This window comes from Rhodoferax koreense (assembly GCF_001955695.1).
Classification (GTDB): Bacteria; Pseudomonadota; Gammaproteobacteria; order Burkholderiales; family Burkholderiaceae_C; genus Rhodoferax_B; species Rhodoferax_B koreensis.
Genome location: NZ_CP019236.1, coordinates 4029024 through 4042139, shown reverse-complemented (window position 1 = coordinate 4042139; position 13116 = coordinate 4029024). Strand labels below are relative to the sequence as shown.

General features: G+C 63.4%; 22 protein-coding genes. 8 read left to right on the top strand and 14 right to left on the bottom strand.

Annotation, left to right across the window (positions count from 1 at the left end; genetic code table 11):
• The 13 genes from RD110_RS18790 to RD110_RS18730 form a co-directional block, all read right to left on the bottom strand.
• Positions 1 to 522: a hypothetical protein gene (locus RD110_RS18790; RefSeq protein ID WP_076201043.1), complete on the bottom strand. Its 522-nt coding sequence runs from the start codon at positions 520 to 522 to the stop codon at positions 1 to 3.
• Positions 519 to 704: a hypothetical protein gene (locus RD110_RS18785; protein ID WP_076201042.1), complete on the bottom strand. Its 186-nt coding sequence runs from the start codon at positions 702 to 704 to the stop codon at positions 519 to 521. The genes RD110_RS18790 and RD110_RS18785 overlap by 4 nt, the downstream gene beginning before the upstream one ends.
• A 19-nt stretch (positions 705 to 723) precedes the next feature.
• Positions 724 to 1095, bottom strand: coding sequence for a hypothetical protein (locus RD110_RS18780; protein WP_076201040.1), 372 nt, complete (start codon positions 1093 to 1095; stop codon positions 724 to 726).
• On the bottom strand, positions 1092 to 1364 hold the full coding sequence (locus RD110_RS18775; RefSeq protein ID WP_076201039.1) for a pyocin activator PrtN family protein: 273 nt from the start codon (positions 1362 to 1364) through the stop codon (positions 1092 to 1094). The genes RD110_RS18780 and RD110_RS18775 overlap by 4 nt, the downstream gene beginning before the upstream one ends.
• Positions 1361 to 1867 (bottom strand): hypothetical protein, encoded by a 507-nt coding sequence (locus RD110_RS18770; protein ID WP_076201037.1) that lies wholly within the window; start codon positions 1865 to 1867, stop codon positions 1361 to 1363. Before RD110_RS18770 ends, RD110_RS18775 begins: the two co-directional genes overlap by 4 nt.
• A gap of 178 nt (positions 1868 to 2045) precedes the next feature.
• Complete coding sequence (locus RD110_RS18765) at positions 2046 to 2435, bottom strand: ASCH domain-containing protein (protein WP_076201036.1); 390 nt, start codon at positions 2433 to 2435, stop codon at positions 2046 to 2048.
• A complete protein-coding gene (locus RD110_RS18760; protein WP_076201034.1) occupies positions 2435 to 4540 on the bottom strand; it encodes a ParB/RepB/Spo0J family partition protein in 2106 nt (701 codons plus the stop codon). Before RD110_RS18760 ends, RD110_RS18765 begins: the two co-directional genes overlap by 1 nt.
• 10 nt (positions 4541 to 4550) lie before the next feature.
• Positions 4551 to 5105, bottom strand: a complete 555-nt coding sequence (locus tag RD110_RS18755; protein WP_076201033.1) for a hypothetical protein — start codon at positions 5103 to 5105, stop codon at positions 4551 to 4553.
• Positions 5102 to 5335, bottom strand: a complete 234-nt coding sequence (locus tag RD110_RS18750) for a hypothetical protein (protein ID WP_076201031.1) — start codon at positions 5333 to 5335, stop codon at positions 5102 to 5104. Before RD110_RS18750 ends, RD110_RS18755 begins: the two co-directional genes overlap by 4 nt.
• Entirely contained in the window at positions 5332 to 5529 is a 198-nt protein-coding gene (locus RD110_RS18745; protein WP_076201029.1) for a hypothetical protein, read from the bottom strand. The genes RD110_RS18750 and RD110_RS18745 overlap by 4 nt, the downstream gene beginning before the upstream one ends.
• On the bottom strand, positions 5519 to 5908 hold the full coding sequence (locus tag RD110_RS18740) for a hypothetical protein (RefSeq protein WP_076201028.1): 390 nt from the start codon (positions 5906 to 5908) through the stop codon (positions 5519 to 5521). Before RD110_RS18740 ends, RD110_RS18745 begins: the two co-directional genes overlap by 11 nt.
• A gap of 2 nt (positions 5909 to 5910) precedes the next feature.
• A complete protein-coding gene (locus tag RD110_RS18735) occupies positions 5911 to 6312 on the bottom strand; it encodes a hypothetical protein (RefSeq protein ID WP_076201026.1) in 402 nt (133 codons plus the stop codon).
• On the bottom strand, positions 6309 to 6773 hold the full coding sequence (locus RD110_RS18730; RefSeq protein ID WP_076201025.1) for a hypothetical protein: 465 nt from the start codon (positions 6771 to 6773) through the stop codon (positions 6309 to 6311). The genes RD110_RS18735 and RD110_RS18730 overlap by 4 nt, the downstream gene beginning before the upstream one ends.
• Positions 6774 to 6888: 115 nt before the next feature.
• Between RD110_RS18730 and RD110_RS18725 the strand changes: the two genes are divergently transcribed.
• Positions 6889 to 7314, top strand: a complete 426-nt coding sequence (locus tag RD110_RS18725; RefSeq protein WP_157900250.1) for a hypothetical protein — start codon at positions 6889 to 6891, stop codon at positions 7312 to 7314.
• A 97-nt stretch (positions 7315 to 7411) separates the two neighbouring features.
• On the opposite strand, the gene RD110_RS18720 is transcribed toward RD110_RS18725, so the two are convergent.
• The gene (locus RD110_RS18720; protein ID WP_076201021.1) at positions 7412 to 7837 is read right to left on the bottom strand and encodes a helix-turn-helix domain-containing protein; all 426 of its coding nucleotides are present in this window, start codon (positions 7835 to 7837) and stop codon (positions 7412 to 7414) included.
• 82 nt (positions 7838 to 7919) lie between these two features.
• On the opposite strand from RD110_RS18720, the gene RD110_RS18715 reads away from it, so the two are divergent.
• The 7 genes from RD110_RS18715 (at position 7920) to RD110_RS28655 (ending at position 13075) form a co-directional block, all read left to right on the top strand.
• The gene (locus tag RD110_RS18715) at positions 7920 to 8195 is read left to right on the top strand and encodes a YdaS family helix-turn-helix protein (protein WP_076201020.1); all 276 of its coding nucleotides are present in this window, start codon (positions 7920 to 7922) and stop codon (positions 8193 to 8195) included.
• Between the two features lie 113 nt (positions 8196 to 8308).
• The gene (locus RD110_RS18710) at positions 8309 to 8800 is read left to right on the top strand and encodes a phage regulatory CII family protein (protein WP_076201018.1); all 492 of its coding nucleotides are present in this window, start codon (positions 8309 to 8311) and stop codon (positions 8798 to 8800) included.
• 5 nt (positions 8801 to 8805) lie between these two features.
• Positions 8806 to 9099, top strand: coding sequence for a hypothetical protein (locus RD110_RS18705; RefSeq protein ID WP_157900249.1), 294 nt, complete (start codon positions 8806 to 8808; stop codon positions 9097 to 9099).
• Positions 9100 to 9107: 8 nt separating this feature from the next.
• Positions 9108 to 11492 carry a VapE domain-containing protein gene (locus tag RD110_RS18700; RefSeq protein ID WP_083686357.1) on the top strand — a complete coding sequence of 795 codons (2385 nt, stop codon included), beginning with the start codon at positions 9108 to 9110 and terminating at the stop codon, positions 11490 to 11492.
• Between the two features lie 376 nt (positions 11493 to 11868).
• Positions 11869 to 12219: a hypothetical protein gene (locus RD110_RS18695; RefSeq protein ID WP_157900248.1), complete on the top strand. Its 351-nt coding sequence runs from the start codon at positions 11869 to 11871 to the stop codon at positions 12217 to 12219.
• The gene (locus tag RD110_RS18690; RefSeq protein ID WP_076201012.1) at positions 12206 to 12613 is read left to right on the top strand and encodes an antiterminator Q family protein; all 408 of its coding nucleotides are present in this window, start codon (positions 12206 to 12208) and stop codon (positions 12611 to 12613) included. The genes RD110_RS18695 and RD110_RS18690 overlap by 14 nt, the downstream gene beginning before the upstream one ends.
• Before the next feature lie 255 nt (positions 12614 to 12868).
• Positions 12869 to 13075, top strand: a complete 207-nt coding sequence (locus tag RD110_RS28655; protein ID WP_239467067.1) for an HNH endonuclease signature motif containing protein — start codon at positions 12869 to 12871, stop codon at positions 13073 to 13075.
• The last annotated feature ends 41 nt before the right edge of the window (positions 13076 to 13116 follow it).

Sequence of the window (13116 nt, the reverse complement as noted above, 5' to 3'; positions counted from 1 at the left end):
TTAGTGGTCGTCTATGCCGCCATCGGCCGTGGAGCCCATGTGGCCACGGGTCCGTTTTTTGGCCGCCAGCGCAGCGTGTGCTATTGAGCGGCATTCCGCCTTGTCGTCAGCGTGCAACTCGTCGTAGGGCGCATTGGTCATCCACAGGTTGCTGGATGCCTCGTAGACAGCCTGGGCAACTGGCTCAATATCGAGGGATGCTTCATCCGTCGCTGAGCCGTCGAAGCCCGGTGTGCTCAGCACAGCCTCGGCCAAAAGCACCGCGCCGTGCGAGTCCTTGAATGCGCCCTGAATCAAGTTGCACACCTCCAAGAATGCGGCGCGGGTTTCATCAATTCGTACCTGCTGCTCTGCGGATGGCGTGGGCCAGTCGGCTGCGTGACAAGCTGCAGCCCAGTCTGCGCCTAGGCTGAACAGCGGCGCGTCTTCGGGCTTGAGCATCATGGTGGATTTTCCTTCGGCGGCTTGCATGAGCTGATCGTCGTCGCGCGGGTCGTCTTCTTCGGGCGGTTGAAAGTTCATGATGTGCGGCGGGCCAGGGACGCGGCCACAAAGAGGTCTTGGCGGTTGACGATCAGTTCTTTGATGCGAAGCGACGCCGGAACGTTGCGGCGCTCGCGCGCGCACTTCTTGGTGTGCACTGCGATGAGGTAAGCGCCGTTGCCCAGGAAGCCGCGAAACGGTTGAATGGCTGGTTTTTTCATGATGTGCGTCGGGCGGGGGTTAGATTGACGCGGCGCGGCAAGCGTCCGCGTATTCGGGGCACAGGCCTATCACCTGTGGCATGCAACGGATGGCTATTTCCAACACTCTGAAGTCTGGTTCGCGAACGTCTTCGCAGGCGCCAATAAACAGGGAAACAGAACGAAGCAGGGTATGAAGATTGCTGACTTCCTCCCAGAGGATGTATCGATGTTCATCACTGGTCGCGCATGCCCAGTCGCTGATCAGCATTTCCATGATTCCGGCCGAGAGACCGACCAGGTTGCCAAGGTCGTACTCTAGATTCGGATCGTCGATGTCGATCGATGCAAACTCGGCATGGATGTCCACGAGTAGCGCCAGGTCGGCCTGACCAGCATCTTCGCGCGTCATTGTTTGACCCCATTCATCTGCTCGAATTCCTTCTGCGCTGCCTGGCGCCGTGCGTCGATGTATTGGGCGAGATCGGTGAGATGCACGCCCTTGGCAGCTTTCTGGCTCCCGGCTTCGATGCGTAGCAGGGGAATCTTGATCTCCCCGATGGCGACCTTGCGGACGAACTTGTCGATTGCCAGGTGGGGGAAGTAGTCGCGCACCACCAGGTCGACAGGGATGACGGCCTGTCCATCGTATTGCGCCATCAGTAGGAATGCCGTATTCATAGGGCCTCCAAAAGTAGTTGTTGCGCCGGCTCGCGGGCGGGCTTGACGATCGCCAGCACCACGCCGCCCCCGCTCGCTACCTCGGCGCGTGCATACGTCTGCACGCGGCGGTACTCGGCATAGGTGCACTCACGCAGCCGAGCCTGGTACAGCTCGATGCCGGTGCGGATGTCCTCGATCTCCTGCGAATGCACCTGGACGGCCAGCCACTCACCCGATTCCATGGCGCGGCGCATGATCTCGTCGAGCGCCAGCTGTGCGGCCTGGATGTGGCCGCGTGCGCCGGATCGATTAATGGCCACCTCAAAGCCATCGGCCATGTTCATGACGCTGACAACGGCGGCCCATTCGACTTCCGTGGCAACGCCCTGGCGCAACGCCTTGAAGCCGACAAGTGCATACGCCACCTCGGCGATGCGCTCTTGTGCAGTGAGCATCGACACCAGGCGCGTCGGTGTCTTCGCCGCCCAGCGCGGCTGGCGCGGTTTGCGACGGCCGTTCACGTCAACGTCTCCGCAGTTGGGGCGGCTGGGTCAACGGCTCGATACTTCTCACAAAGGTGGTTCGGCCCCATGTGCACAAAGGCAGGGCGCAGCTGGCACAGGCAGAAGCCCATCTTTGCCCAGGTGGGGTCGTGTTCGGGCAGCTTATGGCTGCAGTTGCTGCAGGCGGATCTTGTCGTCATGACCACACTCCCGAGGCATTGAAGTAACCGAGCCGGCCCGTCAGCGGGGTGAACGGCAGCGGCCGCGCGTTGGCCAGCACGTGGCCGAATGGGCCGACGAAGAAGGGCGATTCGTGGGCGCGCTGGCAGGCCACCACATCGGCGCGTCCGACGATGCCTCCGCGCGGCAGATATAGCGGCTGGGGCAGCACGTCGACCAGGTGCCGAGTGAGAGGATCGCTGGCCAGAAAGATCTGGCAGGCCTCGAAGTCGGCGGCCGTCATCGTCTTGCTGGCGTGCATCAGCACCGGGCCGCGATACAGCGTCTCCCACGTGCGGTTCTCCACGGGCTTGTAGCCGTTGACGATGAGCCATGCCCAGGGCTGGCGAACAGACAGAGCCTTCATCATGCCGCCACCAGCACCTTCCTGGCGAACGGGAATTCGTCCGCCACCTTGCTGACGGCGCCGGCCTTCTCCAGCGCGGCCATCATCTCCAGCGCGGCCTTGGTGCCGATGCCGAATGCGGCCTTGAGCATGCGCACGTTGACCTTTTGCTCGGCCTTGACCAGGTCGATGGCTTTCTGAAGGGCAGGATCGACGGCGGGTGGCGTGTCCTGCGCGAACGTGCCCGGAAAGGCCCATGCCTCCGCTGGCTGGGCATCGGCAGGTGCCGATGCTTCAATGCCCCGCATCGCGTTAGCGATGCCTGAAGCTGCCTCCTCTGCGCTCATTCTCGGCTTGAGCGTCGGCCGCGCAGCTGCTTTCGATTTTTTCACGCCTCCCGGTCCCTCCTGCGGCCGCGCAGCTGGCGGAAGGGGTACATCAGATTTCGCTGCCTTGACCTTGGGGAAGAACTTGTCGTACGACTGGGCCTTCACGTCGCTCACCACCGTGGCGAAACGCTGGCCGAAGACGATGCCGGCGACCAGGTTCAAGCCTACGTTTTCGACACGTTCGCCATCGACATAGGTGCAGTCATGCGGCCCGGCATCGCGCTGCATGGTGACCAGCAGCATCAGCAGGTCCGGGCTGGTGGTGGTCTTCGCGAAGTCGATCAGCGCGCTGTAAGTGCTGACCTTGCCCAGGCCGAGCAGCGTGCACAGGGCGTCCGCATCGTCGGTGCGCAGGCTGCTGACTTCACGCACCACCAGGTGGCGGTGCACTTCGAGCGTGAAAGCGGCCGTGCTGCCGTCCTTGAGCATGTCCCACGTGCGGGTGAGCAGCTGGACGCGCCAGTCTTTCTCGTGCTGCTCGGTGGCCTTGGCTTTGGCCTTGGCCTTCTTGTCCTCGGTGAACTCGCGCACTTCCTTGCTCACCGTCTTGGTGGCTTCTGCCTGGCCTTCCACCGCCTTGAGCAGGCGCAGCACCACTTCGTTCGGCAGCGCGGCGACCAGGTCACCTTTTTTCAGGTGGCTCTCGATCATTACGGGGTGGATGCCCTCGGCTTTCATCTGCGCGCCGATGATCTTGCGCAGCGGCTGGCCGGTCGGGCTGTCATCCGCCACGTCAAGGCGCCTGTAGCCCTTGAGCTTGGCGTTGTAGCCGCTGGTCACCAGCTCCTGCGCGGCCTTGCCGGCGATGACAGTCTGTCCCTTGGCTTTGGCTTCCTGCACGATCGAGGCGGCGTGCGCTTCCTCCTTCTGGCGGTAACACGTCGGGTCGGTGCAGACGTCTGCACCCTTCACGTCGGCGAACAGATCCGGCGCGTAGCCGGTGCGCTTGGGACATTCGCGGCAGGAGCCGGCCGACGGCACCAGGCTCGCGTCGGTGATCTTGAACTTGGCTTTCGACAGGTTCAGCATGAAGTTGTCGTGAATGTGCTCGCGGGCCTGCTTCTCGCTCATCGACTTGCCGTAATAGTCGGTTCGTGTGACGTCCGCGAGCGCCTTTTCCTGCAGTCCTTCATTCGGGATGCGGGCGATGAGCAGCGCCTTGCTCGGGTCGAGCTTGCCATCGGCCAGCGCCTTGCGTGGCGCCTGGGCGAGGTCGAGCAGCTTGAGCTGGCTGTACACGTGCGACTTGCTCATGCCGATCTTCGCGCCGACCTGCTCGGCATTCAGGCCGGTGTGACGCATCAGGTGGTCGAAGCCTTCGGCCTCCTCCAGCGCACTCAGGTCCTTGCGGTGCATGTTCTCCACGAGCTGCACTTCCATGGCCTCGGCGTCGGACAGGTGGCGCACCCACGCAGGCATGTCGTCGATGCCTGCCATCTGGCTGGCGCGGAAGCGGCGCTCGCCGGTGACGATCTCGTAGGCCGGGCGCGCGCCCTTGGTGTGGCTGGTTTCTTCCAGGCGATCCGCCGGCAGTGGCCGCACCACGATGGGCGTGTTTACGCCGAGCGAGCGGATGCTGTCGGCCAGCTCCTGCAGCTTCGCCTGGTCGAAGTTTTTGCGCGGATTGGTCCGGCTCGAAACGATCAGGCCCAGTTCGATGTGGGCGAAGCGGTCCAATGACTCCGGTGTTTCGTCCAGTGCTGTGCCGCCCTCGGCGGCGTATTCCTTGAGTGACATGATGGGCCTTTCAGGCTGTGCGGCCGAGAGTGAGCGTGGCCGCGCCAGCGGCGCGCGTGATGATGTAGCGCTCCTTCGTCGTCTGGTGGCGCTGGGTGACGGCCTTGCGCAGTGAGGAGTGGGCGCCTGCGGGAAGATCGCATTGGCGATTCGGCTTCAGCCGATCGAGCAGAGGCGTCCAATCGACCTCGCGCCGCCGGTTGGGCCGGGGTAGGCCATCCCTGATCGGCAACGTGGCAAGGTCCGGCACTTCCCACCTGAGCGCCTTGCGTCGAGGCGCGGCGGTGGCAGCAGCGGATGCGGCAACGGGAGGTTCCGCCGGCGCAGGCATCAGATCCTTTGGCTTGAACGCCTTCGATGCTGGCCCTTGATAGACATAGCCGTGCTCCGGATCACTTCTGCGCACGAGCTGGGCCGTGCGAAGTGCGCCTGCCAGATGCGTGTGAATGCTGCTTTGATGAACGCCGAACTTGGCGGCAATGTCGGGTAGCGTCAGAACCTCGTCGGGGTTCTGCTCGAAGAATTGAACGAGACGGCTCGCCAGGGGGGGTGGGGTAGTGCTCATAAGGCTTCCTTGCGGTAGAGGAGGGACCCGGCCAGGTCGGTGACACGGCCGTCGCGGTGGTGCAGTCGATCGCCCACGCGGCTCGGCGCCTGGTGCGCTACGTGCGCGCCGGGGCGGTGGCAGGTGTTGCCGAGTTCGGGGCATTGGTACGGATCGCCCTTGGTGCGGTCGATGCCGATGGCGCGCGCGTAGGGCACGCGGGCGGTGGTATAGGTGTTGGCGCGGTTCATCGTGGTGCCTTTTCAGCGTCGGCGGTCGCCTTGGCGTTGAGCACTGAGCGAATCCACAGGAATTCCTCGCGGAAGATGCGGCCGGCTTCCGAATCGAATGGGAAGCGGCAGGCGTCGTTGACGTTGTCGTGTGAAACGACGGCGGTCTGCGCCTCCCGCTTGATTTCGTCGGGCGTGAGTACCTCAATGAACATCGGACACTTTCGGGGGAGAGGGAACGGGGACGATGGAAACCGCGTTGGGCAGGGTCCAGCGGGCACCCGTCAGCGGGGCCTCCACGCTGACCCACATGCCACGTTTGAGCTTGAGCGCGGCCGCATCGGCCACGATGCGGTGGGAGGCCTCGAAGGGCTGCTCGACATGCACCTGGTGCAGCCCGGGGCCAACGTGGTCGAGGTCGAGGCAGAGCACCGGACGGGCATGCCCGTGGTCGGCGCCCTGCACGCGCACCACGGCGTCCTGCGTCAACCGGCCGTGCAGCGCCATGTGCACGGCCGGCGGGCGGATCGGATCGCCGAAAAGGTCGGCCTCGGGAACGTGTGCAGACGTCTGCACGGCGTGGACGCTGTGCATGGCTACTTCCCGTCCCGGCGATCAGGATCGGGCTGCGGGATCGAGTTGCCATGCTCCAGGTCGGCGAGAAGCCGCTGCTGGAGTGGCGTCGGCTCGAACGGATCGAGCGGCGCGCAATACGCTGCCGCCATCATGGCCGCGACGACCGCGCCGAATGCCACCAGGGCGCAGCACACCCATACCAGCCAGTCGGGGTCGCTTTCCGTCGCGGTCGCCGACACGGCTGCGTGTACGGTCGGCACGATGGCGTTCGCGATGACCAGGCCGATGAACGCCGCCAGGCCCCAGGCCCATCCAGGCGGGCGCCACGCGCGTTTGGGCATGCGGCAGGCGCAGAGGTTGACGAGGCGATCTGGCTGGCTGGCGGGCACCCAGCCACGGCCGTTGCAGTGGGGGCAGTTCATGCGTAAGCTCCCCAGATCGCGTCATTGTCGAATCCACGGAGCACGGGCACCAGGGTGCCGAAGTCGTCAACGGTGCAATACCGTTCGCGGCGCCATATGCAGCCTTCGGCGTCTATGCGCTCTTCGTCGATCTGCCAGGCCGGCCACATGCGCGTCTGGAAGTTCCGCTGGTAACGGATCACAGTGGCGTAGGTAGCCGAGTCATACCCGCGAGACGTTATGTCGCTGTGGGTCCAACACAAGGGGGCGTGCGGCGGCAGCAGGATGCTGCCCGGCTCTGGCGCATGGCCTGCCGCCTTGATCAGCTCGGCCTGCATGTGATGCAGGAAATCCGCCATGAACGGCGGTACGGGTGCCAACACCACGGCGGCTGCGTCAGCCCATGCGATGGGGGGCAGTGCCGCGTGCTGCGTTAAGGCTCGGCGGCGGGCTGTCTTGGGGGGATGGGTAGCGGTTTGCATTTCGCCCTCGTTTGTTGAACTCGGGCGAATTATTAGCGGTAGCTAATCGATTGTCTAGTAGCTGTAGCTAATTATTTTTGCGTGATGATTTGTAAAGCTTTTGGGAGGGCTGCTGGTGGACACGATTTTTCGCAGGTTGGCTGGTGGGCTCGCCTTCGCTCTTGCCTCGGCGGGTGGGTATGCCGCAAGCCTCACGCCGCCTGAGTTGGCCGCCGAGGTGATCCGATCGACACCGATCAAAAGCGCGGCGAGAGTGGAGGCGACCGTCGCCACAGATGCTCGATACACCTATTTCGTTTGGTACAAGCAAGGAGAGGGGAGCGTCGCCAAGGCACGGGCCGACACGCAGAAGCTAGTGCGTGCCACGCTTTCCGCCCTGGTTAAGCAGGGCGTCAAACCTGCGGAAGACTGGAAGTTCATTCACGCGCACGGCGTTGAAGAAGTTCGAGGTGAGACGCGCAAGATGGCAGCGGAACTGGGCGATGCCGCTTACAACTTCACCACTGATCAGATCGAATTCAAGCCGCCTTCACTCAAGTGATCGGCAAGCTCCCTTTTCTTCCTGTCCCTCATGATCTGAGAAGTTCAAATGTTGTTGCGCTGGATTGACAGGTTTCGCCCTGCCACGTGGGCTCCGTTTATCTAACGGCCATTTGTAGAGCTTGGCCGTCACTGGGAGGTCCGAGATTCTGAGCGTAAGACCTGAGCACAGCGAGTGCCCCTCGTCGATCAGCCTCCCGCATACGCTCAAAAATCCCTATTGCCTCTAGAGTCCACGCGTCGAATTCGCGCTGTGGGCGGTATTCCCGTTCGGCTTCGCGCACTGAATTGTTCGCGCCCTCGCTGGCGGGGAATTTGGTCCCCTTGCCACTGGCCAACCATTCGGGGGTAACCCCAAGGGCTTTGGCGGCACGCAGCAGCGGTTCACCCTTGATGTTCTTTGTGCGCCCATTCGCCCAGTTGAAGGATGTAGGCGGTTTGACTCCGGCAGCCTTCGCCAACTGCGCATTGGTGAGTTTCATCACTCCCATGCGTTCGTTGATGCGGTCCTGTAGCGTAGTCATTAGCCTAGCCTAACAAAATTAAAGTTAGCTGCAGCTTGCCAAAGAGATTAGCGATAGCTAATAATGGCGCCCTATGGCAACAATGACCGACCCCGAAATCATCCAACTGCTCGGCGGCGTGACTTCGGTCGCGCGTATGTTGGTGATCAAGCCTCCCAGCGTCCACAAATGGCTCAAGAAGGGCATCCCCGAGGAGCGCCTGATCGCACTGGCTGGGCAAGTCGAGCTTCGCAGCAATGGACGTTTCAGCCGGCGTGAGCGCTGGCCGAAGAAGTACGACTTCTATTGGCCCGAACTTGCCCGGCCCGCGGAGTGCGCGTCCGCGCAGCCACAGGGAGGTCCTACTTCCTCGAGTTAGCCAGAAATTGCACCGGACGAATGAATCTCTTAGGTGGAGGTTTTGCGTCTTCATGCCCCAATCATGGGCGTTTCTAGCTCTTATTTCTATAGCAAAAAACGGAGAAAATTGCTATGTCGATGAACGTTTTGGATGCCGCTTTCAACACGGTGAATGACTACCCCGGCGGTGCGGCATCGCTCGCCCCGCGCATCGGCAAAAGCGGTTCGACGCTGGCGCACGAGATCAAGAAGCAGGGCTCGGCCAAGCTGGGCCTGGAGGATGCGGTGAAGATCATGGACATGGCGGACAACAACGCCATCCTGGAGGCGATGGCCGAGCATCGAGGCTGCGACGTGATTCCCCGCTTGCCTGACCTGGACCCCGCCAGCTGCACCGGCAAGGGCCTGCGCCTGATGTTCAAGGAAGCCGGCGCGTTCGCGGAGCAGGTGGTCGAGGCCGAAGAAGATGGCCGCTTCACGCTGAATGAAATCAAGGCGGCTGAGCGGCACTGGCAGCGCGTGACGGCCCAGGGAGGGGCGGTGCTGCGGGCCATGCGCGCCAAGCATCTGCTGGACTTCCCCGACAGCAGCGATCCTTTGATCAGTTCAGGTGATGCATCTTGAGGCCGGTGGGTGAAGTGCGTCAGGCCTTGTTCGATTCCGCGCTGCGCCTGACCACGCCGACCAGCTCGCCCACGCTGCTGGAGCTGGCGCACGACGCGAAGGTGGGCTTCAAGGATGCGCGCGTCACGGTGGACAACATGCGCCGCGCTGGCGTGCTGGTGGTAGTGCGCACCCGCGTGGTGTCGTACCGCAATCGGCCCGTGGCCGAATACTGCACGCCGGCCAGGCTGGAGGTGTTGGGGGTGAAGCGTTGCGCGCTGCGTGATGCCTTCGCCAGCTGGGCGACCCCGATCGTCTGAACCCGCCCATGACAGACCCGATGATTCCAGCGGTGCCAGCGCCGTTGTGGGACAGTATTCCCGCATCCCTGGCTGCCCGGCAGCAGTGGCTGCTGTGGCGCTTCGAGCAGAAGGAAGGCAAAGACAAGCCTCAGAAGATTCCGTATTACGTTGGCGGTGGTCGGCGCACGGGCGGGCAGGGCGATGATCGCGACCGCCAGCGCCTGGCGACATTGGCCGTGGCCCGGCGTGCCTTCGAGCGGCCTGGGTCGAACTGGGCCGGTGTGGGTTTCGCGCTCCTGCCTGACGATGGCCTCATCGGCATCGACCTGGATGGCCAGATCGACCCGGGCACGGGCGAGATCTCGGAGCGGTGCCAGAACATCGTCAAGGCGTTCGCCAGCTACACGGAGTTTTCGCCGAGCGGCAAGGGCGTGCACATCCTGGTCGAAGGCCAGACCAACATCAATAAGTCCGACGACATTGGCGTCGAGATCTTCTGCGGCAGCCAGTACTTCACATTCACCGGGAACCATTGGCCCGACACGCCGGCCGAGGTGGCGCCGGTGGACGAATTGGCCTTGCGCCGCCTGCACAAGACGGTGGACGAGGCCAAAGCCGCACGCAAGGCCGCGAAGTCGGCAAAGCCGGTGAAGGCCGCGCCCGCGCCAGCCAGTAGGCCGGCGGCGGAATCCGGTGCCGAGCTGTTCGCCCAGGTCAACCGTGAGGCGTTACGCGCCATGGCCTCGTGGGTGCCGGAGTTGTTTCCGAAGGCGACGACGGCGCCCGGTGGCTACCGCGTGACTTCGAAAGACCTCAACCGCAAGTTGCAGGAAGACCTGTCGATCCATGCCGATGGCATCCAGGATTGGGGCGAGGAGCAAGGCTACACGCCGATAGATCTGGTGATGAAATGGCTGCCCGCGTCGAAGAGCGGCGATGCGATGCGCTGGCTTGCCCAGCGCGTGGGCGTCGATGTGCCGAAGCCAGACCGCACGCCAAAGAAAAAAAATCGCGACCAGGGTGCTCCCGCTGGGGGAGATCAGGGGGCAGGGCCTGACGGCGGCGGCGATGACGACGGCAAGGGCGATGGCCGATGGCGCGAAGGCGAGGTGGTCAACGTGCTCGATATGTTGGTCATGGCGCGTGGCAACCCGTTGGACTGCCGGGAGAACGTCCTCTATTGCATGACCCACGATCCCGAGTTGCGCGGCCTGGTGCGGCGCAATGACTTTACGCTGCTGTTGGAGCGTAGCCGCACCACGCCCTGGGGCCGCGAGGATGGCGAGTGGGACGAAGAAGACGACCTGATGCTGGGTGAGTACCTGATGCGAACCTACCGCCTCGGCGTCAAGTCCAAGGGCACCCTGCGCGACGGCGTGATGATGGCCGCGCGCTTGTTTCGCTACAACCCGGTGGTGGACTGGATCAAGGCTGAGACCTGGGATGGTGTCGATCGGCTGGAGCACTGGCTGACCGATGTATTCGAGGTGGAGGAGCGGCCCTACACGCGGCTCATCGGCAAGTGCTTCATGCTTGGCCTGGTGCAGCGGGCCATCCAGCCAGGCTGCAAGTTCGACTACATGTTGATCTTGAAGGGAGCGCAGGGGCTGTCGAAGTCGGGCGCCTTCCGCGCGCTGGCCTATCCGTACTTCACCGACAACGCGATCCGGATCGGCGACAAGGATTCGCAGATGGCGCAGCAGCTGGCTTGGATCGTCGAGTCGGCCGAGCTGGAGTCCCTGAACAAGTCCGAGAGCACGCTGGTGAAGCAGCACTTGTCGGCCCAGGAAGACTGGTATCGCCCGCCCTATGGGTCGGCCATGAAGAAGGCACCGCGCCATTCCGTGAGCGTAGGGACGACCAACGCCGAGACCTTTCTGAAAGACGCTACTGGCGACCGACGCATGTGGCCGCTGGAGGTGCATGTGGTGCACCTCGATGTGCTGACGGCCATGCGCGCGCAGCTGTTGGCTGAGGCGCTGCATCGGCTGAATGCGGGTGAGCAAACTTTCCCGTCGCGCCAGGAGGAGAAGGATCTCGTCTTCCCCGAGCATGAGCAGTTCCGACGGGGCGACCCGTGGGAGTACTACCTTGATGAATACGTGAACGCGGACGTGCAGATCGGCCCAACCGATGTATTGCGCAGCTCGCGTGACTTTTTCGCGACCACAGAGCTGTACGACAAGGCCTTGAGCGTCAAGGCGGATCGCATCGATGGCAATGGGCAGATGGACACCCGCCTGGGCAATGCGATGAAGACGCTGGGCTTCGAGCGCCATCGCCAGAAGACGGGCAAGCGCCTGCGCGGATGGCTCCGGCTGTCCATGAAATCGACTGCCGTCGAATCCTCGCCCGCGCCAGCGGATGGATGGATCGACCCCGCTGGGGAGGCTGATGACCTCCCGTTTTGATCACCACGATGGTTTGCTGATGGCTGGATGCCACGCGGATCGGTCTCGACCCCTGGACGCCCGTCGCCCAGGCCCTGACACCACCGCCGTCCACCCGTCCACCCTCCGTCCACCCCGGGGTGGACGGCGCAAGCTGTTGATTTTGTTGGGTAAGTACCCAATCCGTCCACCCGTCCACCCCTTCGGGCGGTTTCCCATCACAGGTGTGCAGGCGCGCAGACAGGCGGGCGCGTGTCTGCGCGCGCGCACGTGCGCGGATCACCCACGCCTCTACCTATGGTTCTATGGACAGATGGACAGATCGAGCATTGGCGCGGGTTTGCGCCGTCCACCCCACGTCCACCCCCTTCGATTTCAGGCCCGCCAGGAGTACGCCATGTCCGACGTTTCAGCCCGTCCCTCCCTTCCCGTCAAGCCCATGCCTCGAATGGGCGATGCAATGCCGCTCACGGCAGCTTGGATCAACGAGCGCCGCGAGGAATGGGGCCGAAAGCATGTCGATGCGATGGTGCGCGCCGGCATGCAGGGCGAGCGCAACTGCTTCTATGCGATCGAGGGCGGTTACATCATCGGGATGCCGTTCGACTGGAGCGTGGAGGTGGTGAGCGCCATCAGCATGGGTGTCATGAGCGGCGCGCGCTACCTGGTCGCGCTGCGTGACCCGAAGACCGGCGAGGCTGTGATCGATGCGGCCTATCCAGCGGAGGTGTTCCATGGCGCGCATTGAATGGGTGAAGCACCGCCTGAACAACTGGGCGCTCTGGAAGGTGCAGGAAGCCAGCGGCGGCATGGGCTTCGCGAAACAGTCGGCCTTTCTGAACGACGCGCCGCAGGAGACCACGCCCGAGGCGCGCATTCCAGTGGATGAGATCGATGCATCCGTTACCAATGAGGGAGTTGAGTCGATGAAGTTGTCCCGCCCGCAGCTGTACGAGACCTTACAGTGCATCTACCCGAAGGGCATGGGCATCAAGGCGACCGCGCGCGAGCGCTGCTGTGGCGAGTCCACCATCAAGGCGCACCTGGACATCGCGGACGGCGTGCTGGCCGTGTGGTTCCGCGAGCGGGCAGACAAGAGCGCGAAGTTGCGCGAAGCCATCAAAAGGAGTTTTACGGCATAGACTTTTCTGGCACATTTCAGGCACTCTGTGTGACAGGCAACCCGATGCACATATTCACCCGCTCCCGAGCAATCGGCAGCGGGTTTTCTACTTCTTGGAGCGACCATCGCACGCGCTGCACCACGCCCCTGTACGAAGCCTGGCTGTACCCAGCTGGTGCATGACGGATCAGGGCGATGCGCAAAGCATCCTCGCGAGGCCTGGCGTCAGGCGCGTACGCCGACGAAGCGGATCACCGGTCGGCGGCTGCAGGCCATGCGTGCCGCGCTGTTCATGCGTCAACCGCTGTGCGAGGTGTGTGATGGTCTCGGCATCGTGACGCTTGCCACCATCCGCGATCACCGCATCCCGTTGGCGGAAGGCGGCGCGGATGATGAATCGAACGAGCAGGCGATCTGCGCGCCGTGCCATGAAGAGAAGTCGCTCGCCGAGGCCCTGCGCGGTCGCCGTCGTCCTCGATAGGCGCACCACCTCGGTGCATTGCCGAACCCGGGGGGAGGTCG

Coding starts and splice junctions, on each gene's coding strand:
- RD110_RS18710 (WP_076201018.1), top strand. CDS start 8,309: ATGTCGATGAACGTTTTGGATGCCGCTTTCAACACGGTGAATGACTAC.
- RD110_RS18695 (WP_157900248.1), top strand. CDS start 11,869: ATGTCCGACGTTTCAGCCCGTCCCTCCCTTCCCGTCAAGCCCATGCCT.
- RD110_RS18745 (WP_076201029.1), bottom strand. CDS start 5,529: ATGTTCATTGAGGTACTCACGCCCGACGAAATCAAGCGGGAGGCGCAG.
- RD110_RS28655 (WP_239467067.1), top strand. CDS start 12,869: ATGCGTGCCGCGCTGTTCATGCGTCAACCGCTGTGCGAGGTGTGTGAT.
- RD110_RS18720 (WP_076201021.1), bottom strand. CDS start 7,837: ATGACTACGCTACAGGACCGCATCAACGAACGCATGGGAGTGATGAAA.
- RD110_RS18700 (WP_083686357.1), top strand. CDS start 9,108: ATGACAGACCCGATGATTCCAGCGGTGCCAGCGCCGTTGTGGGACAGT.
- RD110_RS18750 (WP_076201031.1), bottom strand. CDS start 5,335: ATGAACCGCGCCAACACCTATACCACCGCCCGCGTGCCCTACGCGCGC.
- RD110_RS18740 (WP_076201028.1), bottom strand. CDS start 5,908: ATGCACAGCGTCCACGCCGTGCAGACGTCTGCACACGTTCCCGAGGCC.
- RD110_RS18715 (WP_076201020.1), top strand. CDS start 7,920: ATGACCGACCCCGAAATCATCCAACTGCTCGGCGGCGTGACTTCGGTC.
- RD110_RS18785 (WP_076201042.1), bottom strand. CDS start 704: ATGAAAAAACCAGCCATTCAACCGTTTCGCGGCTTCCTGGGCAACGGC.
- RD110_RS18765 (WP_076201036.1), bottom strand. CDS start 2,435: ATGAAGGCTCTGTCTGTTCGCCAGCCCTGGGCATGGCTCATCGTCAAC.
- RD110_RS18730 (WP_076201025.1), bottom strand. CDS start 6,773: ATGCAAACCGCTACCCATCCCCCCAAGACAGCCCGCCGCCGAGCCTTA.
- RD110_RS18760 (WP_076201034.1), bottom strand. CDS start 4,540: ATGTCACTCAAGGAATACGCCGCCGAGGGCGGCACAGCACTGGACGAA.
- RD110_RS18755 (WP_076201033.1), bottom strand. CDS start 5,105: ATGAGCACTACCCCACCCCCCCTGGCGAGCCGTCTCGTTCAATTCTTC.
- RD110_RS18780 (WP_076201040.1), bottom strand. CDS start 1,095: ATGACGCGCGAAGATGCTGGTCAGGCCGACCTGGCGCTACTCGTGGAC.
- RD110_RS18775 (WP_076201039.1), bottom strand. CDS start 1,364: ATGAATACGGCATTCCTACTGATGGCGCAATACGATGGACAGGCCGTC.
- RD110_RS18735 (WP_076201026.1), bottom strand. CDS start 6,312: ATGAACTGCCCCCACTGCAACGGCCGTGGCTGGGTGCCCGCCAGCCAG.
- RD110_RS18690 (WP_076201012.1), top strand. CDS start 12,206: ATGGCGCGCATTGAATGGGTGAAGCACCGCCTGAACAACTGGGCGCTC.
- RD110_RS18790 (WP_076201043.1), bottom strand. CDS start 522: ATGAACTTTCAACCGCCCGAAGAAGACGACCCGCGCGACGACGATCAG.